The following is a 21,082-nucleotide window of genomic DNA, read 5'->3' as shown; positions in this document are numbered from 1 at the left end:
GCCGCCCCATCCCCCGCCCGCCGAAGGCTCCCCCCTGCGCTGACCCGTGCCAGGTCGGCGGCATGACTCTCCCCTGCGCTGTCGCTGCTGGGCAGATTGTTGCGTGCTACGCCAAGACGAGCAACAGAGAGGATGACCGCCCAGGGCCCGAAGGGCTACTTCATGTAACTGCTGAGGTTCCGAGACTCGCGCGCTGGCGGTCCCACTCCACCGGGAACGGCTCCAGCAAGGCGGGCAGGCCAAGGTCTGCTGGCTGCCGGCCGTCCAGGATCGCCTCGATGATGTCCGGCGCAAGCAGCGGCAGCTGCAGGAGGCGGCCAAGATAGCCCCGGTCGATTCGCTCGGCGGTGGCCATCTCGCTGATGGAGCCATAGCGCCCCTGGTCCAGTAGCTTCCGGTACCGGAACGCCCGGGCCAGTGCCTTGACCAGGGCTGGGTCGGCCCGCGTGCGTGCCGGCCTGGCGCCGGGCATGCTGCCGTCCGGCGTGACCACCAGCTTCCGCCCGCCGCGGCGCCGAATGGCCAGCGGGACGCGGACTGTGATGCTTGTGGCCGTCATCACGCGGCCCTCCGGGTCTCGGCACCGATGTCGGCGAGATCCCGCACCAGGCTGGCCAGCCCCTCCAGCCGCAGCCGGATGTCGGCGCCGGTGGTGCTGACCTCGACCCGCTCGACCAGCAGCCGAACGATGCGGGCCTGCTCGGCCGGGAATAGCTCATCCCAGAGTGGGTCCAGCCGCTCCAGGGTGGCCAGGGTCTCGGCCTCGATCAGGTCCGGCGCCTCGGCCCGCGCCGCCCGCCAGGTGCCGACCACCACCTCCGGCTGGCGCAGCAGCGCCCGAACCTGATCGATGACTGCGGCCTCGATCTCCGCCGCGGGCAGCCGCCGGACCGGGCAGTCGCTGGCATCGCCCTTCAGCACGGCCTGGCTGACATAGTAGCGGTAGAGCCGCCCGCGTCGGCGGGTGTGGGTCGGGGACATGGCGCGCCCGTCCGGCCCGAAGATCAGGCCGCGCAGCAGCGCCGGGGTCTGCCGGCGATTCTGGTTGGCGCGGACTCGTGGGCTTTCCTGCAGGATGGCATGGACGCGATCCCACAGCTCCCGGGGCACGATGGCTTGGTGCTCGCCGGGGTAGACCTTGCCTTTGTGCGCCACCTCGCCGAGGTAGGTCGGGTTGTTCAACAGCCGGTACAGCGCCCCCTTGTCGAAGGGCCGACCGGTTTTGGTCAGCACACCTTCTCCGCGCAGCCGCCGCACAGTCTCCACGCCGGAGCCGGTTTCGGCAAAGAGCTCAAACGCCCGTCGTGTGCGTGCCGCCTCGGCCTCGTTCACCACCAGCTTGCGGTCGCGCACCTCGTAGCCGAGCGGGACCGGGCCGCCCATCCACATACCGCGCGCCTTCGAGGCGGCGACCTTGTCCTGCACCCGCTCCCTGATCAACTCGCGTTCATACTGCGCGAAGCTGAGCAAGATGTTGAGCGTCAGCCGCCCCATGCTGGTGGTCGTGTTAAAGCTTTGAGTTACTGAAATAAAAGTGACGCTGTGGGCGTCGAACACCTCCACCAGTTTGGCAAAGTGCATCAGCGAGCGGCTGAGGCGGTCGATCTTGTAGACCACCACCACGTCGACCCGGTTGGCCTCAATGTCACGCAACAGGCGCTGCAGCGCGGGCCGCTCCAGGGTGCCACCGGAGACGCCGCCGTCGTCGTAGCGGTCCGGCACCAGCACCCAGCCTTCGGCGCGCTGGCTGGCGATGAAGGCCTCGCAGGCGTCACGCTGGGCGTCGAGGCTGTTGAACTCCTTCTCCAGCCCCTCGTCGGTCGACTTCCGGGTGTAGACGGCGCAACGGAGCTTCTTCACCGTCGCCGGCATGGCGGGTTCGGCCGCCGCGGTCGCCTTGCGTCTCATGCCTGCCCCCGCTGGACCTTCAAGCCAAAGAACGACCAGCCATTCCAGCGGGTGCCGGTGATGTGCCGGGCGATGGCGGAGAGAGAGCGGTAGGGCCGGCCCTCGTATTCGAAGCCGTCCGCCAGCACGGTCACCGTGTGCTGGACACCCTGGTACTCGCGCACCAGCCGCGTGCCGGCGATCGGCCGGTCGTCGCCGGCGCGGATGCGGCGCAGCACCACGTTGCCGCCGTCCAGCTGCTCGCCCAGGGCCTCGAGCCGAGCCACCGTCTCTGGCTTCAGGCCGCCATAGGCCAATTCCTGGATGCGGTAGGCGAGCCGGCTCTCCAGGAACTTCCTGTTGTAGGGCGGCGGCTCGGTGCCGCAGAGCTCGCGCCACTGCTGCTTCAGATCGGCGATGTCAGCGGTCTGCAGGGCCGCCAGGCGGGGCAGCACGCTGGCCGGCGGGATGCTGGTGACCACCGCGGCCGGCGCTGCGGTAGGCTGGATGGGGCGATTCGCGCGTTTCGTCATGCTTGTCTCCGACGAGTCGGGTAGGCATGACGGCGCTGCCGGGGCGTGGAGTGTAGGCAACCCTCTCCCCGGTCCCGGGCCTGTGTCGCGTCGCGCACCAGTTCCTCGGCAGCGCGGCTGCGCAGCCGCACAAGGCCGGCGGCCAGGATGGTGCAGACCTCGCGGAGGTGGGGTGGAAGGTGCGGGTTAGTTGGGTTTGGGATGCGGTCGGGCACCTCCTCCCAATACGCACGCCACTGCCGACCCGTATCATCGCAGTGCGGATTGGATTCGACTTGGACGTCAATCTTTAGGTAGAACACATAAGGAACGATTCGCGGGGACCCAGGATGAGGGATGACTACCAGCGCTTCGCCAATCTCCGCTTCCTGCGTACCGTCGACCCGGACCTGCTGAAGCGCTTCCTGGAACGGCACGCGATCCCCGCCGACGCCCTGGACCTCGATCTTCTGGCCTCCGACCCGGGCAAGGGCCGCGAGGCCGTCTCGGCCTACCTCCTGCGGACGCCAAAGGACCGCTGCCCGGAGAGCCTGACCGCGGACCTGCATCGCATCGAGCGACTCGGCAAACCAGTGGGCCAGGACGCCCTGCTGCAGGAGGCCAGGCGGCGCGGCGTCGAACTGGTGCCGCCGGAAGCCCTCTCGAAGACGAACGCCCGCAACCTTGCGCTCCGTGCCTTCATCTACCATCCGGAGGTGTTCGAGGACGCCGAGAACGGATTGGCATTCCTGCAGCCGGCCTCGGTGATGGAGTTCGTGGCGCCTGAGGAGGGCATTCCGGCAGACCTGAGCGAGGACCGCCTGCGCACCCTTGAGGCGCACGCCAAGACGATCTTCCAGGCCGATCTACGGGGCGAGTTCTGCGAGGCGATCACCTATCAGGACGGCGACGAGGTGCACGTCTCCATCCGGCATGGCGCGGCGCTCACCATCACCGAGGTGCTGGAGGGCAGCCGAAAGCGGATCCGCAGCTTCCGCGAGATTGACAACGCGGTCCTGGCTTACTCCGCCATCGACGGGCGGCTGAAGATCTGGGGCTGCGGCAAGGCCAGCCGCACTGCCTTGGCCAAGGCCTTTGCCGAGGTGGTGCTGGACCGTCCGGGGCTGTTCAGCGCGGTGTCGTCGCGGCGCCTCTACACCCTTGAACCGGCAGAGAAGGCCGGCGGTGCCTTCGAGTTCCGGCACCGGCACGACCCCGGCATTGCGCGGGTCCAGATCTATGAAGCGCAGGCGAACCGGGTGGTCGTCACCCGGAACGGCCGCGAGAAGGTGGTTCGCTCGCTGATCGCGCGTGAGAGCGACGGCAATGCCCTGCAGGCGCTGCACGACAGCCGCCCGGAGATCATTTACCAGTCTGGTGGCTGGCGCCTGGCCCATCTGGTGATCAAGATCATCCTGGTGGCCGAGGGCCCCCGGCCGCCGGTCATCACCGTCAAGATCAAGCCCCACGACACCCTGAGCTTCCCGCGGCAGCGACACCAGCGGCGGGTCATGAAACTGCTCGCCATGAACGAGATGCTGCATGAACGAGAGCCTTCCCGTCCTGCTCTTGCAGCGGAGTGAGGCGGGCGAGCCGGCGTATCTGCTGGGTGTCCCCGAGCTGTCGCCGGAAGGTGCGCGGGCCTTCGAGCGGCTGCTCGAACTCGGCATCGTCGTGCACGACCGCAAGCTGGACGTCTGGGATCCGTGCCCTGACTGCGATTGCGGCGCCGAGGAACGGCGGATTCGCTGGAAGGATGGCGAACCCTATGCCGCCTGTCCCGTCTCCTGTGCCGGCGACGAGCATCTCGACCCCGAAGATCTGCAGATCTACCGCATCTCGGCCGCTCGCCTGGCCGACCAGATCGCCAGTGCTGCGGGCGTCCAAGGTTCTGCGGAACAACTCCAGCCTGGCCTGTTCTGCATCGGGGCCCTGCCGGGCGGCCGCCTTCTCCTGCTGGCGATGACGGTCGAGGTGGTCCGCCGGCCAGGAGTTCTTGAGCAGATTCGCGTGCTCGCTCGAGGTCAGCGCATCAGCCTGGTCGCGCCCGCCATGCCCCCCACGGAACGGGCCCGGTTGGAGGAACGCGGCGTCGATGTCATGCCGCCAGCCGAGGCGTTCCTCCCGAGCCAACCACGACAGCCGGTCCTGGTGAACCTCGATGCGCTGCTCATTATGCCGAAGAGCGAGTCTCGGTTGGTGCTCTCGAAGGCGACGGGTGCCGTGACGCTCGACGGCCATTCGGCGAAGCTCCCGCCGCGGGAGTTCGAGCTGCTGTGGCTCCTCTGCGAACGGGCCCGGCGTGGGAGGCTGCCTGTCCCGCCACGCGACATCCTCGACGCGATGTACAGGGGCACCACGGCGACCGACGCGACGGTCCGGAGCCTCAAGCGGGACCTGCAGAACAGCCTCAAGGATCTCCTGGCACGGGCGCGCTTCCCCGAACCGCTCATTCTGGCCCCTGGTGGACGGGGCTACGCCCTTGCCCTCGGGGCAGAGGATATCCTGCTCATCGAGGCGTAGCCGGCTCGCGCTCCGAACACACGCCGAGCACACGCCGCGCCCACACCCGTGTGCCGCGAGGGTCGGCAGGTTGGCTCCATTGCAACCCGATGGACCGACCTGCCGATGGCTCGCTCGCCCTGCTTCCCCGACCTCGCCCCCATTTACCGCCTCGCGGAGCAGGAGGCGCGGCGCCTCTGCCGCGGCCTGGGCCTCCCCGCCCAGGAGCGCGAGGACCTGCGCCAGGACCTGCTGACCGACTTCCTGGCCCGCCTGCCGGCCTTCGATCCGGCCAAGGGAGCGCTCGAGGCGTTTGCTAGGATCTGCTTCCGCCACGCGGCGACGCGGATCGCCCGCCGCGTGCAGCGCGAGCGCGCCGGCCGCCACCCGCTCTCCCTCGACGACGCGCTCCCCGGCGGCGACGGCCTGACGCTCGGCGACACCCTCGGCGAGGCGGACGGCTACGCCGCGTGGTGCGGCCAGCCGACCGACGCCGTCGCCGCGCTGGAGCGCCGCCTCGACCTGGAGCGCGCGGCGCCGGCCGCCATCGACCCCGCGGACCACCCGCTCTGCGCCGCGCTCTGCGAGCACACGCCGCACGCGCTCGGCGAGCGGCGGACCATGCCGCGCGCGCGGATCTACCGCCGCCTCCGCGAGCTGCGCCTGCGCCTGCTCGCCGCCGGCATCCCCTCGGCCGCCTGATACGGATTGCGAGGTCGCGGAGTAATGCCGGTTATGGACACCCGCATCCCCGACACCCCGACCGGCGCGGCGCCGCTCAGCGAGGCGGCGCTCTGCGCCTGGCTCGGCGCCGCCGCGCCCGGCGAGCGCCTCGCCTACCACCGCGGCTTCCTCGCCCGCGAGACCTCGCCGCTGACGCAGCTGCTGCCCGACGCGGAGCGGCTCGCCCTGCTGCGGCTGGCGCACCGCGCCTGGGCGCTGGCCGAGGCCGGCCTCGCGCACCTCGTGCAGCGGCGGCACGGCGAGGAGGACTACTCCTACCTCATCGTCGCCCGCCGCCGCCCGCGCCGCCTCGCTCCGTCGTTCCTGCCGCTCCTCGTCGCGGAGGCTGCGTGATGGAGGTGGCTCGCACCAACCGTCCGACGCTCGACACCGTGCGTCACATGCCGGTCGGCGATGTCATCGGGCTCCCGGCCGAGCACCTGGCGATGCTGCAGGCGGACGCCCGCGAGGCGCTCGACGGCGCGAGACGCCTGCTGGACTGGATCGAGGCCGCAATCGCGCTGCGCTACGAGCAGCGCGCGATCGGCGCCCGTGCCGCGGCGGGCAAGGACACCGGCACGGTGCGCTTCGAGGACGGGCCGGTCACGGTTGTCGCCGACCTGCCGAAGCGGGTGGAGTGGGACCAGCACCGGCTCGCCACGCTGGTTGAACAGATCCGCGCCGGCGGCGAGGACCCAGCCGAGTACCTGGAGATCAGCTTCAAGGTCCCGGAGCGGGCCTACACCGCCTGGCCGGAGCGCATCCGCCAGGCCTTCGAGCCGGCCCGCACCGTCCGGACCGGCCGGCAGACCTTCCGCCTCACCCTGAACGGAGAGGCCGGCTGATGGCGCTGCGCATCGTCTCCGCCGACGAGCGGCTCTCGCGCGCGGCCAACAAGACCACGGTGGCGCTGTTCGGCCCGACCGGCGTCGGCAAGACCACGCAGCTGGTCACCCTCCCGGCGGAGGAGGCCATCTGCATCGATCTCGAGGCCGGCCTCAAGTCGGTGCAGGACTGGCGCGGCGACAGCATCCCGGTGCGCTGCTTCGACGACGCGATCGACATTGCCTGCCTGATCGGCGGGGTGAACCCGGCGGCCGACCCGAACGGCGTCTTCTCCGAGGCGCACTACCAGCACCTCGCCTCGGCCCACCCGGACCTGGTGCGGCTGCTCGCCGCGAAGTCGACCGTCTTCCTCGACAGCATCACCGATCTGACGCGCCAGGCCATGGTCTGGGCCAAGACCCGGCCAGAGGCCTTCTCCGAGAAGACCGGCAAGCCGGACACCCGCGGCGCCTACGGGCTGATGGCGCGCGAGGTGATCGGCCTGCTGAAGCACCTGCAGCACGCCCCGGGCAAGACCGTGATCATGGTCGGCATCCTGGAGCGCTTCACCGACGACTTCGGCAAGGTCACCTGGCAGCCGCAGATGGAAGGCGGCAAGGCCGCACGGGAGCTGCCCGGCATCGTCGACCAGGTGGTGTCGATGTCGCTGTTCGCGCGCGAGGGCGACGGCTGGCGGCACGATCCCGAGCGCGGCACGGAACGCCGCCTGGTCTGCCGCGCCGGCAACGCCTTCGGCCTGCCGGCCAAGGATCGCTCCGGCCGTCTCGACGAGACCGAGCCGCCCGACCTCGCCGCCCTCCTCCGCAAGATCAACGCGACCCGCACCAGCCAGGGGTGAACCCGATGTACGACATGAACGACGCCGAACTGCCACGCGGCTCCGACCTGATCCCGGACGGCAGCTTCGTGAAGGTCACCATGACCATCCGCCCCGGTGGGCTGGACGGGCAGGGCGAGGTAGACCGTGGCCTGCTGAAGGCGGCGAAGACCCCCGGCAGCGATGTCCGCATGCTGGATTGCGAGTTCACCGTCGCCGCCGGGCCGCACATCCGCCGCAAGTTCTGGCAGATGTTCACCGTCGCCGGCGGCAAGGTGGACGAGCACGGGGTCTCGATCGGCTGGAAGATCTCGAAGGGGACCTTCCGGGCGATGATCGACAGCGCCCTCGGCCTCGACCCGCAGGACATGTCGGAGGCGGCCCGGGGCAAGCGGGTGCTGCGCGGCCTCGCCGACCTCTCCGGCATCACCTTCGCCGCCAAGGTCCGGGTCGAGCCGGCCAGCGACTCCCGTTACGGCGACAGCAACCGGCTCGACCGGGTCGTGCTGCCGGGCGAGCCGGAGTACCGCCAGATCATGGCGGGCGAGGCCGTGCCGGCGCAGCCCAGCACCCGGGCGGCTCGTCCCGCCACGCCGCCTGCGGCCGCGGCCCCGGCCTGGGCGCCTGCCGCGTCCGCCCCTATGGCATCCCGCTCCTGGGAGCGCCCGGCGGCGGCCACCCCCACCCAGCCTGCCCCGCAGCCCGGCCCCGCGCCGGCGGCCACCGGCCCGGCCTGGCTGAACGGCTGATGCGGCGGACATGGCACGCCGACGCTGGGCGGGGCGCACGGCGCGGCCCCGCCCCGATGCGGCCCGGCCTCCGCCGCCCCCTGGCTGCTCGCCCGAGGACCAGGTCCGCCGCCTGGTCTGCGCTCTGTGCGGCCGCGCGGCGAAGGGCTTCGGCTACACGCATCAGCTCCGCTGGGGTGAGTTCCCGAGCCACCGCTTCTGCTCGATGCCCTGCTGCGAGGCGGGCGGCGCGCTGGCGCAGCGGAGCGCCGGTATGATCGACAAGACGCCGATGGAGGCCCAGGCGATCAAGGACGCCCGCCGTCCGCTCGCCGAGGTGCTGGTTGAGCTCGGGCTGATGGCGCCCTTCCACGACCGCAGCGCGGCCGAGATCGACCGCGTCATCGAGGCCTGCGTCGACGGCTTCCAGGCCTCGATGCGCCGGCAGGCGGCTGCCCGCGACCCCTTCGACGACCCAATTCCCTTTTGAGGACGCCCGTGCCGCTCGACCTCAACCACGGCTCCGGCCTCGTCTACGGCCGGGAGTCGCAGCCCACCGCGGACACCACGGCGCGGGTGAACGCCTTCGTGGATGCCGCCCTGGTGGCGCGCAACCGCCGGCAGCGGCCGCGCGACTACCTCGGCGGCAGCCGCGTCGGCGAGGCCTGCGCGCGGAAGCTGGTCTACGAGGTCACCCACGCACCGAAGGACCCGGATCGTGACTTCGATGCCGGCTTCCTGCGCGTGTTCGATGCCGGCCACCAGTTCGAGGCGCTGACCATCCGCTGGCTGCGCCAGGCCGGCTTCGACCTGCGCGACCGCGGCGCCGATGGCGAGCAATTCGGCTTCACCGCCGCGGGCGGCCGGCTGCGCGGCCATGTCGACGGGGTGATCGTCGCTGGTCCGGAGGTCGGCCTCCGCTGGCCGGCCCTCTGGGAGCACAAGGCCCTTGGCCAGAAGTCATGGGCCGACCTGGTCAAGCGAGGCGTGCGCCTCTCGAAGCCGGTCTACTTCGCCCAGGTGCAGCTCTACATGGCCTACCTCGAACTCGAGGTGGCGCTCTTCACCGCGCTGAACCGCGACACCCTGGCGCTGCACCACGAGGCGGTGCCCTTCGAATCGGACGAGGCGCAGCGCCTCTCGGATCGGGCCGTCGACATCCTGCGCGCGGCCGAGGCCGGCGAACTGCCGCCGCGTATCGCCGTCCACCCCGACTTTCACCTCTGCCGCTTCTGTTCCTACGCCATCCGCTGCTGGGAGAATTCGCCGTGACCTCTGCGAAGGCGCCCGGCGCCATTCCTCACGCCTACACGCTCAAGCGTCACATCGCGCGGCATGCGCACCGATTCTGGTGTCCGATCGATGTCGCTGGCGCACTTGCAGCGCCGATCTACGTCTTCCCCGACCAGGTCCGCTTCGATGGCGATGACGTCGAAAGGCTCTCGGTCAGAAATCTGGCAGGCCAACTGAAGCTCCCCCACGACCACGTCATCTTCGAAGTGGCCGAGCAGCTGCATCGCGGTGGCTGCCTTGCGGCCTACACACGCGCAACCGAGGCCGGCGTGCAGAGCTTCCTGTTTCGGTTCGACGCCACACGCAAGGCGTGGACCGACGTGCTCGTCCACACCTCCTTTCGTCCAGATGGGGTCGCCGAGGCCACAGGCCATCCCGAGTTCCGCGAGCCGGACCATCACCTTCCCTACTTCGAGGCGGCCACCTCCATCGTCTGGCGCGCGCTTGGCCTGCTGTCGGCCGACACTCCATTCGGCGAGCACACCGTCTCCCGGCTCCGCCGGACGCCGCTCGCCAAACTGGGGGTGCGGGGGTGGACCTACCGGGTCGCGGATATCCAGCCTGCGATGATCGCTGCCGCGCTTGTTCGTCGCGGTGGCACGCACGCCTCTCCGCGCTGGCACATCCGGCGTGGCCACTGGCGCCAACTCGGTGACGGCCGGCGCGTGTTCGTCCGCGAATGCCAGGTCGGCGACGCGTCGTGCGGTGGCGTGGTGAAGGACTACCAGGTCCAGTTCGGAGAGGCTGCATGAGCGACATCACGCCCTCCGACACCCAACACCGCGCCATCGCGGCGATCAAGCGCTGGTACCAGAACGATACCGAGCAGCAGCAGGTGTTCCGCCTGTTCGGCTATGCCGGGACGGGCAAGTCCACGGTGCTGCGCTTCGCACTCGAAGAGCTTGGCCTCGAGCATCAGCGCGGCAGCGAGGATGGAGAGGCCTGCGTGCCTGGCGTCGTCACTGCCACCTTCACCGGCAAGGCAGCCCTGGTGCTGCGGCGCAAGGGCACGCCGGCGCGGACCATCCACAGCCTGATCTACAGCGTCATCGAGGCCACCGAGGAAGAGGTCGAAGCCGCCGAGAAGAAGATCGAGGCCGCCATCGCCGAGGCACGCCGGCTCTCCGGCTTCGAGCGCACCACCGCCGAGGCGACCATCGAGGCCATGCGACAGGCTGTGGCCGACATGAAGCGACCGCGCTTCGCGCTCAACCCCAAGAGCGATGCGGCGCACGCCAGGCTGATCGTGCTGGATGAGGTCTCGATGGTCGGCGCGGAGATGGCGCGCGACCTGATGAGCTTCGGTAAGCCAATCCTGGTGCTCGGTGATCCCGGTCAGCTGCCGCCGATCCAGGGCGAGGGCGCCTTCACCAAGGATCCGCCCGACATCATGCTGACCGAGATCCACCGCCAGGAAGCGGAGAGCGCCATCATCCGCCTCGCCACCATGGCGCGGCAGGGCGAGCCGATCGGCTTCGGGCGGTACGACGATCATGTCTGGAAGATGCGCAAGCTGGACGTCACGCCGGAGCAGGCGCTGCGCGGCGGCCAGGTGATCTGCGGCATGAACGCCACCCGGCTGCAGCTGAACAACGCCATGCGCCGGGCCGCCGGCTTCGAGGGCGGCTGGCTGCCGACCGGGCCGGACGAGAAGATCATCTGCCTGAAGAACCAGAACGACCTTGGCCTGATCAACGGCATGTTCCTGACCCTCTCGGACATCGTCGACGAGGCCAGCCACTACTTCTCGGCAGTGGTCACCGACGAGGACGGCAACCGCATCGGCCCGCCGCAGGCGGACGGCAGTCGTGGCCGGCTGCGGATCTACAAGGGCCACTTCGAGGATCATCTGGCCTTCGACAAGCAGCGGCACGACCGCGACTGGAAGCTGAAGAAGGGGCTGACCGAGGCGAGTTTCGGCTGGGCCATCACCGGCCACAAGAGCCAGGGCTCGCAGTGGGAGAATGTGGTGGTCTGGGATGACGGCCTTGGCCGGACGGAGCTGGACCGGCGCCGCTGGCTCTACACGGTCATCACCCGCGCCGAGCAGGGGCTGGTGATCCTGGCATGAACGCCGCACCGCATCCCCACCCGCCGGCCGGCGCTGGCCTGCCGGCGACTGCCACAGCCTTCTCCCCGGAGGTAGTGATCGACCTCAATGAGGTCCCCTTGGCGCCAGTGCGCCACGACCTCGCCGAGGTGCGCCGCCGCCTCGCGGACACCGCCCGCGACTGGCTGCCCACCCTGTTCCCGCAGGCGGTCCGCTCGCGCGACCGGAAGACCCTGCGCTGCGCCGATCTCTCGGGCCGCCCGCCGCGCGGCGAGGGATCCTGCGTCCTCCACCTGGAGGGGCGCTTCGCAGGTTGGGGCTTTGACCATGCTACCGGCGAGAGCGCCGGGCCCATCGACATGATCTACCACGCAACCGGCCTGACGGAGGCGCGGCTGTTCGAGGAAGCCGCCCGCTGGGCCGGCATGGATCGGCCGGCGCCGCCCGTGCGCGCGCCCGAGCTGAGGCCGGACCATGGCCGCGAGATCGCGCGCATCCTGGAGGGCTGCCAGCCGCTGACCGGCACGCCAGCGGAGGCCTACCTGCGGAGCCGCGGGCTGGCGCCGCCGGACAGCCTCGACCTGCTGTTCCACCCCGACCTCACCGATTTCGAGACGCGGCGCGGCTGGGTGGGGATGGTGGCCGTGGTGCGCGACGGCGCCGGCGCCCCCACCGGCGGCATCCACCGCACCTTCCTGCTGGACGATGGCTCGGGGAAGGCACCGCCCGGCAAGAAGATGCTCGGCCCGGTCGCTGGCGGCAGCGTCCGGCTGGCCCCATTCCCCGAGGACGGGCGTATCGGTGTTGCCGAGGGGATCGAGACGGCGCTCTCGGCGCAGGCGATCTTCGGGGTGCCGACCCTGGCGGCGCTGTCGGCCGATGGCCTGCGTCGTTGGCAATGGCCGGCCGGCACCACCCACGTCACCATCTTCGCCGACGCCGGCGAGGCCGGCATGCAGGCCGCCGCCACACTCGCCGACCAGCTGAACCTGGCCGACATCCCTTCCCGGATCGTCGGGCCGCTGCACGGCGACGACTTCAACGACGACCTGCGGCAGGGGGTCACCGCCGCCGACTATCCCCCGGCCGAGCCGGCGGGCCAGGCCGCGGCAGCCCCGCCTCCCGCGACGGCGCAGGAGCTGGTCGCCGCCGCCGCGGCGCTGACCAACCCGCCAGACCTGGCACCGTTGTCGGAGCTGCTCGGGCGCCTCGTCACCGCCCGGCTGGAACCGCTCCCGGAGCGGCAGGTGCTGGCCGCCATCAAGACGGCCACCGGCATCGCCGTCTCCATCCTGGAGAAACAGCTGGTCGAGCTGCGGCGCCGATTGAACGCCACCGGCGACCTCCGGCAGCCGCCGATCCGGCCGCCTTGGGCGGGGCTGCTGCGGCTCGACGCCGGCGGGGCGCCCGAGCGCAACGAGGCGAATGTCCTGACGGCACTGACGAATGACGTGGCCTTTGTCGGGACGCTGGTCTTCGACGAGTTCGCCCAGGAAATCGTGGTCACCCGCGCGCTGCCCTGGGATGCCGCCGAAACTACCCTCCCACGACCCTGGGGCGAGGCCGACGACGTCCGCTGCGCCGAATGGCTGCAGCGGCGCGAGGTCAATGTCCCGCCTGCCGTGGTGGGGCGCAGCGTGGTCGCCGCGGCGCGGAACACCCGGATCCACCCGGTGCGCGACTACCTGGCGGCCCTGGCCTGGGACGGGACGCCACGGCTCGATGCCTGGGCCGTGACCTATCTCGGCGCCGCCGACACCCGGCTGAACCGGGCCATGGCGTCGCTGTGGATGATCTCGGCCGTGGCCCGGATCATGCAGCCCGGCTGCAAGGCCGACCACATGCTGATCCTGGAGGGGCCGCAGGGCATCCGGAAGTCGACCGCCCTCAAGATCCTCGCCTCCGAGCCCTGGTTCACCGACGAGCTCGCCGAGATCGGCTCGAAGGACGCGGCGCAGCAGATGCGCGGCGTGTGGATCATCGAGATGGCGGAGCTCGACGCCATCGGCCGGGCCGAGGTGTCGCGCATCAAGGCCTTTCTCACCCGCACGACGGACCGCTACCGCCCGCCCTACGAGCGCTATGTGGTCACCGTGCCCCGCCAGTGCGTCTTCGCCGGCAGTGTGAACCCCGACACCTACCTGCGCGACGAGACCGGCAACCGGCGCTTCTGGCCGCTGCGCTGCGGCGAGATCGACCTCGAGGCACTGCGCCGGGACCGTAACCAGCTCTGGGCCGAGGCAGTCGCGCGTTTCCGGACCGGGGCGGCGTGGTGGATCGAGGATCGGGAGCTGGTCGCGGCCGCCACTGCCGAGCAGGAGGCGCGCTACGAAGCCGATGCCTGGGACGCGCGGATCGAGCGCTGGCTCGCCTGCGAGAAGCGCAGCGTGAACATGGGCTCCGGCAGCTACGAGGACTGGCAGGATCAGTACGTCCCCCGGCGGACACCGCTCACCGACGTCTCCATTGGCGAGGTGCTGGAGCAGGCCCTCGGCATCGAGCCGGCGAAGTGGAATCGCGCCGAGCAGATGCGCGTCTCGTCCTTCCTGAAGAGCCGGAAGTGGGAGCGGTACAAGGCCAGCGGCTCGGCCAGGGACGGCGCCGCGCGGGAATGGCGCTACCGGGCTCCGCAGTCGGGGAACGGGTCATGACGCGTCCCGCCGTGATCCTGTCCCAACGCCCCGGCTCTGTCCCAACCTGCACCGTGAGGTTGGGACAGAAGAATAGGCAGCAAATTCAGTCGTTTCCGAGCTTTTGTCCCAACGTCCCAACCGTCCCAACGGGTCTGAAACCCCAATGCGAAAGGGGTGGGATGGGGAGGACACACATTTTCCCTATAGGGGTATGGGAAGCGGTTGGACGTTGGGACGTTGGGACACGCTCGCGCAAGCCACTGATTTTGCTGTGCAATCTTGCTCCCACCCATTCAACAGGTTGGGTCGGGTTGGGACAGGGGATGGGTCGGCCCATCGGGCGACCAGGGTGGTGCGGCGGCAGGCACGGCCCGCCCGGCACCGGACCGCCGGCCCGAGCGGCCGGCACCCTATAGCCGGGCAGCGACGGCGAGCTCCGCCAAGAACCGCGCCGTCGCCGCCCTCACCAGGATCATCCCCTCTCGGAGACCCCATGGCTCCCTCGACTCTCCCCATGCCCGCCGCCGGTGCAAGCGGCCCGCCCGTCGCCACGCCGCCGGCCCTCGCGCTTGACCGCCACGCCGTCCTCGCCCTCGACCTCGGCACCACCACCGGCTGGGCGCTGCGCGGCCGCGACGGCGGCATCACCTCCGGCACCATGACCTTCCGCCCCAGCCGGTTCGAGGGCGGCGGCATGCGCTTCCTGCGCTTCCGCGCCTGGCTGACCGAGGTCGCCGATCTGTCCGGCGGCCTCGCGCGCATCGCCTTCGAGGAGGTGCGGCGGCACGTGAGCACGGACAGCTCGCACGTCTATGCCGGCTTCCTGGCGACGCTGACGGCCTGGTGCGAGCAGGCGGGTATCGCCTACGAGGGAGTGCCCGTTGGCACGATCAAGCGCTTCGCGACCGGCAAGGGCAATGCCGACAAGGCGGCGATGGTCGCCGCGGTGCGGGCCCGCGGCTTCGCGCCGGCCGATGACAACGAGGCGGACGCCCTGGCCCTGCTGCTCTGGGTGACCGACGCCCGGGGAGGCCGGGCATGACGCCATTCGCCGTGACCCGGACCAGGTTAGAGGCCTCGGTTGATGAAGCGTGGCGAGCCGTCCCTGGCTGGCCTGAGTACGAGGTCTCGGAATCCGGCGCCGTTCGACGCATCGTTGCCGGACGCGGCGCGACAGCGGGCCGGATCCTCAAGCCGTGGCGGAACAAGCAGACCGGCTACCTGCAGGTTTCCCTTTGGCGCGGGAACCAGGACTGCCGGACCACCGTGCATCGCCTGGTGGCCCTCGCGTTCCTGGGCGAGCCGCCCTCGGCGCAGCACGTGGTAGCCCACCGAGATGGCAGTCGGGACAACAACCACTGGACGAACCTGCGCTGGGCAACTCAGCGGGACAACATGGCCGACACCGTGACGCACGGCACGCACAACCGTGGAAGCCGTAATCGTCAAGCCAAAATCGACGAGGTCTGCGCTGTGGCGATCAGGAGGATGATCGCCATGCACGTGCCACGCGCTGTGGCTGCCGAAGGCTTCGGCCTGTGTCGGCAAGCGGTCGACGACATCGTCAATGGCCGGCGCTGGAGGCACGTCCGATGAGGCTCCCCGATGCACCGCGTCCGCCACGGTCGTGTCTGGACTTGGCACGCAGCCCGACCTCCGCGCTGGACCTCGATGCCATGCGCGCCGCCGCATGGCACCGGCACGGCGTCGTCGCCCTGTCGGTGGAGGACATCGCCGATCCCTGGCTGCGCCAGGCCATCGCCAACGAGGCCAACCGGCGCTGGGGCCGGCGCGACGGAGGCACGCGGCATGGCCGGTAGGCGCAGGGCGAAGCGGACCGCGCCGGAGCGCGAGGACCTGTCGAAGCCCTCACCGTGGCGGCTGCAGCACGGCGGCTTCGGCGCGCCGGTGCGGGAGGCGGACCCGGAGACGGGCACCCCGGTGCAGCACCGGCGGGCGGTGGACACGCTCGGGCTGATGCTCGCCAACGGCACGATCACGCCGGAGATGCACGAGGCGGGCGAGATCTTCCGCGGCCTGTTCCGCAGCGCCGCCTTCGACGGGATGGCGACGTCGCAGCTCCTGCGCATCCCGGGCACGCGCGTCGACACGATCTCGATGCAGCAGGTCGAATCACGCCGGCGGGTCGCGGCAGCGCTCGACGCGCTCGGCGGGCACGACAGCCCCGGCGGCTCCTGCGCGTGGTTCGTCATCGGCCTGGAGTTCTCGGTCCGCGAGTGGGCAATGCGCCAGGGCTGGGCGGGACGGACGGTGCACGGCCCCGTCGGGCAGGGCATCCTGGTCGCGGCCCTCGGCACGCTGGCGATGCACTTCGGGCTGACGCCGCGGTCGCGGGCGGCGTGACCTCGCCTAGCGTGACGACCGATCCCTCCCGAGGATCGAGCCGGGCGAGATCAGGCTGGGGGCGACGCCCGGCGCACTCATGCGCAGGCTCAGCCCCTGCCTGAGATAGGGCTCGAGGGCCTCGCCGATCGGCACGCGCACGTAGTCGGCCTCGAACCTCGTCGGGCTGACGATGTAGTGGCCGTCCTGCACGTGCGGCCGAAGCACCGTGCCGGCCGCCTTGCCGCGGCTGACGACGTAGTGCAGGTCGGCGTTCGACGGGGCCGGTGCCGCCGGCGTAGCCGAGGTGGCGCCCCTCGGCCTCGGCGCCCTGACCACGGTGGCAGGCCGACTCGGCGCCGGCCTCGGCGGCGGCGGTGCGATTGCCCCCCTCGTTCCACGCAAGCGGTCCGTGGCCGATCGCATCCGGAAGTAGGCGTCGCGGAGCCAGGCCACGCGCCCTCGCACGGGATCCGCGGGATCGAGATCGTCTGGCGACTTCTCGCCGAGGTAGACCGCCACCTGGCTCCCGCCACTCCGCGACGGGTGGGCGAGCGCGCCGAGCAGCTGGTGCTCCTCGATGACGCCAAGTTTGACGCAGTGCAGGAGCGCGTCGAAGGGCGTCTTGCCCAGCGCGACGTACAGCGCCTCCGGGCTCAAGCCCCGCAGCGACCCGACGAAGTCCGCCTCGAACCTCTCCCGGAGGGCGCCCACCCTGAGGACTTCCTCGAAGCTGCCGCTGAACATCTTGCCGTCCTTGAAGGCCGCATGCGGGACGACGGACGTCGAGTGCAGCAGACCCGCCGCCGTGCCCCAGAGGTCCGCCTCGTCGTCGACTCCCAGGATGGCGGCGAAGCCGAAGTGCCGGAGCATGCGCAAGAGGTTCGGCCGCATCGCGTCGCCGCCGAACGCGGCGACGGACTTCACCGCCTCCAGGATCGCCGCCTCGCTCGCCCCGAGGCGCAGCAGGCGCTGGGCCTCGGCGTAGGCCAGCTCCAGCTGGTTCATGCCGGGTGTAATGCCGACGATCACCAGGCGAGCCTGCGGATTCACGTGCTCGAAGGGGATGTAGAAGATCTCGTAGGGCAGCTGGGTCGCGAGCAGCGTGTCGGGGCGGCGAACCGCGGCGGCACCGCAGTCTCGGAGGATGGGCGAGAAGCGGCCCAAGTGGGTGGTAGGAGCCATCGGATGCGGAGCGGAGCTTTCTTATTTGGCATCAGAATGAGCAAGAGGGCGAGAAGCGGTCAATGCGAGCCACCTCGTCGGGCTGTTGGCTGAAGGGGGCGCAGGGGCCGTGGCGGAGCGGCAGGGCGGGCCGTGCCCGATCGCTCTGTTACAATTCGCCCCGTGGCGGCGCGCAAATCGATGGGGCTAGGTTGAGGCTACGTCGAGATCGTGTAGCTCGACGCGGCGGTGGCGAACGAGCCACAGCGTCGCTCGATCGAGACAGTGGCTCGCGAGCCGCAGGGTCCTTCCTGGGCCCGGCGTATGCGGGGGGCGGAAGCGCGCGACTTCGCTAGCGCCAGGCCGAAAACATGGTGCGCGGTTCGCACCACACGGCCCTGATCTCAATCGTTTAGCTGCGAACTGTGGCGGCGTGAGGCTCGCACCGGCCGCGCGCACGGTTCGCACCCACCCTGATCCCGGATGGCCCGATGACGCTCCCCTGGATGGCGGCGAAGATCCTGCTGCGCCCGGTGGCGGATCTGCGCGCCCACCGCGGCAATGCCCGGGTGCATGGTGCGGCGCAGCTCGAGCAGATCAAGGCCAGCATGCTGGCCTTCGGCTTCACCAACCCGCTGCTGGTGGATGAGGCCGGCGTGCTGATCGCCGGCCATGGCCGGCTCGAGGCGGCCATGGCGCTCGGCATCGAACGGGTGCCGGTGATCGTACTGCGCCACCTCTCGCCGGCGCAGAAGGACGCGCTCCGGCTCGCAGACAACCGCATTGCGGAGAACGCCACCTGGGACCAGGCGCTGCTGCGAGAGGCCCTGGCCGGTGTGCAGGCCGCCGCGGAGATCGACGTGGCCATGCTCGGCTTCTCGGCGGACGAGCTGACCGCAATCCTCGCGGCGGCGGATGCGGCCGTCGTTGATGGCGAAGCGCCCGAGGAGGCGGATCAGCCGGAGGCCGGCGGCGGTGGCGCGCCCGGCGCGGCGGAGATGGACGAGGCGCCGGCGGATGATCCCGCCGACGCCGAACCCGACGCCCCGCGCCAGGCCGTCACCCGCCCCGGCGATCTCTGGCTGCTCGGCGAGCATCGCCTGCTCTGCGGCGACAGCACCGACGCCGCCACCGTCGCCCGCGTCATGGGCGAGGACCGCGCGGCGCTGCTGTTCACCAGCCCGCCCTACGGCAACCAGCGCGACTACACCACCGGTGGCGTCTCCGACTGGGATGCCCTGATGCGGGGCGTGTTCCAGCATCTGCCGCTGATCCTGCGGGACGACGGCCAGGCGCTGGTGAACCTCGGCCTGATCCACCGCGACGGGGAGTGGCTGCCGTACTGGTCCGGCTGGCTCGACTGGATGCGTGCCCAGGGCTGGCGGCGGTTCGGCCTCTATGCCTGGGATCAGGGCCCGGGCCTGCCGGGGGATTGGAATGGCCGCCTCGCGCCGGCCTTCGAGCTGGTGTTCCACCTCAACCGCGAGGCGCGCCAGCCGAACAAGATCGTGCCCTGCAAGTGGGCCGGCACCCCGAACAAGGGCAGCGGGCTGCGCGCCGCCGACGGCGAGGTGAAGGCCTACACCCATATCGGCCTGCCGGTGCAGGAGAGCCGGATCCCGGACAGCGTGCTGCGGATCACCCGCCACAAGGGCCGCGGCATCGAGACCGAGCACCCGGCGGTGTTCCCGGTCGCGCTGCCGGAGTTCCTGATGCGGGCCTACACGGACGAGGGCGAGGCGGTGTTCGAGCCCTTCGCCGGCTCCGGCACCACGCTCCTCGCCGGCCAGCGCACCGGGCGGCGGGTGCGGGCCATCGAGCTCGCCCCGGCCTACGTGGACCTGGCGATCGCCCGCTGGCGGATGCTCCACCCCGACCTGCCGGTGACCCTGGCGGAGGACGGGCGGGACTACGACGCAGTCGCCGCGGCGCGGGCGGAGGCCCTGGCCGATGCAGCCTGAGCTCCAGGTCACCACCGTGGCGGTGGGTGCGCTGGTCCCCTACGCCGAGAACGCCCGCACCCATTCCGAGGCGCAGGTGGCGCAGATCGCCGCCTCCATCGCCGAATTCGGCTTCGTGAACCCGGTGCTGGTCGACGCCGCCGGCGTGCTGGTCGCCGGCCACGGCCGGGTCATGGCGGCCAAGCGCCTCGGCATGGCGGCGGTGCCGGCGATCCGCCTTGCCCACCTGACCGAGGCGCAAGCCCGGGCCCTGCGGCTGGCGGACAACCAGATCGCGCTCAACTCCGGCTGGGACGAGGCGCTCCTGGCGGCCGAGATCGCCCGCATCCGCGACGAGGCGGCGGTGGACCTCGACGTCCTCGGCTTCTCAGGGATGGAGCTCGACCGGCTGCTGGCCGCGGCCGACGCCGGGCTCGGCGAAGACGGCGCCGACGACGCCCCGCCGCCGCCCGCCGTCCCGGTCACCCGCGCGGGCGACCTCTGGCGCTGCGGCGAGCACCGCCTGCTCTGCGGCGACGCGACCAGGTTAGATGACGTGCAGCGGGCGCTCGGTGCCGATCGCCTCGCCGACATGGCCTTCACGGACCCGCCCTACAACGTCGCCTACCAAGGCGGCACCGCGGCGAAGATGACCATCGCCAACGACGCGCTGGGCACCGGCTTCCTCAACTTCCTGCGCCCGGCCCTGGCGAACCTGCTCTCGGTGACGAAGGGCGCCTGCTACGTCTGCATGTCCTCGTCCGAGTGGCCGACGCTGCATCGCGCCTGGCAGGAGGCCGGCGGCAAGTGGTCGAGCACCATCATCTGGGCGAAGAACACCTTCGCGCTCGGCCGCGCCGACTACCACCAGCAGTTCGAGGCGATGCTCTACGGCTGGAAGGCAGGCGCCCAGCACTACTGGTGCGGCGCCCGCGACCAGGGCAACGTCTGGCACTTCGACAAGCCGGCGCGGAACGACCTGCACCCCACCATGAAGCCGGTGGCGCTGGTGGAGCGCGCGATCCGCAACAGCAGCAAGCAGCGCGACACCGTGCTCGATCCCTTCGGCGGCTCCGGGACGACCATGATCGCGGCGGAGCGCACCGGGCGGCGCGCCGTGCTGCTCGAGCTCGATCCCGCCTACGCCGACGTCATCGTCCGGCGCTGGCAGGAGGCCACCGGGGAGGCCGCCGTCCTGGACGGCGAGGACCGCACCTTCGGCGACATCGCCGCGGTCCGCGGCGTCGGCGAAGCTGGGATGACCGAGAAAGCCCAATAAGAGCAATCATCTGACGCTGCATGTTGCTTGGCTCGGGCGCGCCGCAGCGCGAATGGTCCGTCACGCGATGAGCAGGACGGAGAGCCCGATGACCAAGCGCGAAGCCAACCAGCAGCGGAGCCTCGAGGCCTTCCTGGCCAAGAAGGCCGAGTTCGATGCGCTGCTCGCGGAGTTGCAGCAGGCCAGCGCGGATCACTTCGGCGCCGATCCCGAGGCGGTGCTCTGGGGCGAGACCGCCTGGCTCGCGGACGCCGCCGCGAAGCTGAAGGACATCGCGGACCAGCACTTCAAGCGCGGCGAATACGCCGGCTGATGCGGTCGCCACCCGCATGGCCCCGACCGGGTGGCGCCCGGCGGGGCTCGGG

23 protein-coding genes are annotated in these 21,082 nt (G+C 70.9%); 19 read left to right on the top strand and 4 right to left on the bottom strand.

The genetic code is table 11. The annotated features are described in order from the left end of the window. Window positions 1–160 precede the first annotated feature (160 nt). The 3 genes from CR162_RS16515 to CR162_RS16505 are packed head-to-tail and all read right to left on the bottom strand — an operon-like array spanning window position 161 to window position 2,420. On the bottom strand, window positions 161–559 hold the full coding sequence (locus CR162_RS16515) for a hypothetical protein (protein WP_099096638.1): 399 nt from the start codon (window positions 557–559) through the stop codon (window positions 161–163). Further along, window positions 559–1,908, bottom strand: coding sequence for a recombinase family protein (locus tag CR162_RS16510; RefSeq protein ID WP_099096637.1), 1,350 nt, complete (start codon window positions 1,906–1,908; stop codon window positions 559–561). Before CR162_RS16510 ends, CR162_RS16515 begins: the two co-directional genes overlap by 1 nt. After that, the gene (locus tag CR162_RS16505) at window positions 1,905–2,420 is read right to left on the bottom strand and encodes a DUF2924 domain-containing protein (RefSeq protein WP_099096636.1); all 516 of its coding nucleotides are present in this window, start codon (window positions 2,418–2,420) and stop codon (window positions 1,905–1,907) included. Before CR162_RS16505 ends, CR162_RS16510 begins: the two co-directional genes overlap by 4 nt. Before the next feature lie 329 nt (window positions 2,421–2,749). Here CR162_RS16505 and CR162_RS16495 point away from each other — a divergent pair, with 329 nt between their 5' ends. The 16 genes from CR162_RS16495 (at window position 2,750) to CR162_RS16420 (ending at window position 16,355) form a co-directional block, all read left to right on the top strand. Beyond that, entirely contained in the window at window positions 2,750–3,982 is a 1,233-nt protein-coding gene (locus CR162_RS16495; RefSeq protein ID WP_099096634.1) for a hypothetical protein, read from the top strand. Next, complete coding sequence (locus CR162_RS16490; protein WP_099096633.1) at window positions 3,942–4,922, top strand: helix-turn-helix domain-containing protein; 981 nt, start codon at window positions 3,942–3,944, stop codon at window positions 4,920–4,922. The genes CR162_RS16495 and CR162_RS16490 overlap by 41 nt, the downstream gene beginning before the upstream one ends. A 105-nt stretch (window positions 4,923–5,027) precedes the next feature. After that, on the top strand, window positions 5,028–5,603 hold the full coding sequence (locus tag CR162_RS16485; protein WP_099096632.1) for a sigma factor: 576 nt from the start codon (window positions 5,028–5,030) through the stop codon (window positions 5,601–5,603). Between the two features lie 33 nt (window positions 5,604–5,636). Further along, window positions 5,637–5,978 (top strand): hypothetical protein, encoded by a 342-nt coding sequence (locus tag CR162_RS16480; protein ID WP_218014919.1) that lies wholly within the window; start codon window positions 5,637–5,639, stop codon window positions 5,976–5,978. Beyond that, entirely contained in the window at window positions 5,978–6,469 is a 492-nt protein-coding gene (locus CR162_RS16475) for a hypothetical protein (RefSeq protein WP_176559887.1), read from the top strand. The genes CR162_RS16480 and CR162_RS16475 overlap by 1 nt, the downstream gene beginning before the upstream one ends. Further along, window positions 6,469–7,308, top strand: a complete 840-nt coding sequence (locus CR162_RS16470) for an ATP-binding protein (RefSeq protein WP_099096630.1) — start codon at window positions 6,469–6,471, stop codon at window positions 7,306–7,308. Before CR162_RS16475 ends, CR162_RS16470 begins: the two co-directional genes overlap by 1 nt. A gap of 5 nt (window positions 7,309–7,313) precedes the next feature. After that, on the top strand, window positions 7,314–8,036 hold the full coding sequence (locus CR162_RS16465; RefSeq protein ID WP_099096629.1) for a hypothetical protein: 723 nt from the start codon (window positions 7,314–7,316) through the stop codon (window positions 8,034–8,036). 10 nt (window positions 8,037–8,046) lie between these two features. Next, entirely contained in the window at window positions 8,047–8,505 is a 459-nt protein-coding gene (locus CR162_RS22910; protein WP_245870436.1) for a DUF6511 domain-containing protein, read from the top strand. A gap of 8 nt (window positions 8,506–8,513) precedes the next feature. Beyond that, complete coding sequence (locus CR162_RS16455; protein WP_099096628.1) at window positions 8,514–9,287, top strand: hypothetical protein; 774 nt, start codon at window positions 8,514–8,516, stop codon at window positions 9,285–9,287. Next, window positions 9,284–10,060, top strand: a complete 777-nt coding sequence (locus tag CR162_RS16450; protein WP_099096627.1) for a hypothetical protein — start codon at window positions 9,284–9,286, stop codon at window positions 10,058–10,060. Before CR162_RS16455 ends, CR162_RS16450 begins: the two co-directional genes overlap by 4 nt. Then, the gene (locus CR162_RS16445) at window positions 10,057–11,379 is read left to right on the top strand and encodes an ATP-dependent DNA helicase (protein ID WP_099096626.1); all 1,323 of its coding nucleotides are present in this window, start codon (window positions 10,057–10,059) and stop codon (window positions 11,377–11,379) included. Before CR162_RS16450 ends, CR162_RS16445 begins: the two co-directional genes overlap by 4 nt. Window positions 11,380–11,486: 107 nt before the next feature. Next, complete coding sequence (locus CR162_RS16440; RefSeq protein WP_245870440.1) at window positions 11,487–14,009, top strand: VapE domain-containing protein; 2,523 nt, start codon at window positions 11,487–11,489, stop codon at window positions 14,007–14,009. Between the two features lie 475 nt (window positions 14,010–14,484). Next, entirely contained in the window at window positions 14,485–15,033 is a 549-nt protein-coding gene (locus CR162_RS16435) for a hypothetical protein (protein ID WP_099096624.1), read from the top strand. Continuing rightward, window positions 15,030–15,587: an NUMOD4 motif-containing HNH endonuclease gene (locus tag CR162_RS16430; protein ID WP_099096623.1), complete on the top strand. Its 558-nt coding sequence runs from the start codon at window positions 15,030–15,032 to the stop codon at window positions 15,585–15,587. Before CR162_RS16435 ends, CR162_RS16430 begins: the two co-directional genes overlap by 4 nt. Beyond that, complete coding sequence (locus CR162_RS16425) at window positions 15,584–15,811, top strand: hypothetical protein (protein WP_099096622.1); 228 nt, start codon at window positions 15,584–15,586, stop codon at window positions 15,809–15,811. Before CR162_RS16430 ends, CR162_RS16425 begins: the two co-directional genes overlap by 4 nt. Further along, complete coding sequence (locus CR162_RS16420) at window positions 15,801–16,355, top strand: hypothetical protein (protein WP_099096621.1); 555 nt, start codon at window positions 15,801–15,803, stop codon at window positions 16,353–16,355. The genes CR162_RS16425 and CR162_RS16420 overlap by 11 nt, the downstream gene beginning before the upstream one ends. Window positions 16,356–16,361: 6 nt before the next feature. Here CR162_RS16420 and CR162_RS16415 read toward each other — a convergent pair whose 3' ends face one another. After that, window positions 16,362–17,501, bottom strand: a complete 1,140-nt coding sequence (locus CR162_RS16415; protein WP_141563189.1) for a hypothetical protein — start codon at window positions 17,499–17,501, stop codon at window positions 16,362–16,364. A gap of 488 nt (window positions 17,502–17,989) precedes the next feature. Here CR162_RS16415 and CR162_RS16410 point away from each other — a divergent pair, with 488 nt between their 5' ends. The 3 genes from CR162_RS16410 to CR162_RS16400 all read left to right on the top strand — a co-directional run bounded on the left by CR162_RS16410 (window position 17,990) and on the right by CR162_RS16400 (window position 21,030). Next, a complete protein-coding gene (locus tag CR162_RS16410) occupies window positions 17,990–19,459 on the top strand; it encodes a site-specific DNA-methyltransferase (RefSeq protein WP_099096619.1) in 1,470 nt (489 codons plus the stop codon). After that, complete coding sequence (locus tag CR162_RS16405) at window positions 19,449–20,717, top strand: site-specific DNA-methyltransferase (protein ID WP_099096618.1); 1,269 nt, start codon at window positions 19,449–19,451, stop codon at window positions 20,715–20,717. Before CR162_RS16410 ends, CR162_RS16405 begins: the two co-directional genes overlap by 11 nt. Before the next feature lie 88 nt (window positions 20,718–20,805). After that, complete coding sequence (locus CR162_RS16400; RefSeq protein ID WP_176559886.1) at window positions 20,806–21,030, top strand: hypothetical protein; 225 nt, start codon at window positions 20,806–20,808, stop codon at window positions 21,028–21,030. The last annotated feature ends 52 nt before the right edge of the window (window positions 21,031–21,082 follow it).

Source organism: Teichococcus rhizosphaerae, assembly GCF_002631185.1.
Taxonomy (GTDB): Bacteria; Pseudomonadota; Alphaproteobacteria; order Acetobacterales; family Acetobacteraceae; genus Pseudoroseomonas; species Pseudoroseomonas rhizosphaerae.
Note: the sequence above shows the minus strand (reverse complement) of the source record. Positions and strands in the feature narration are given on the sequence as shown.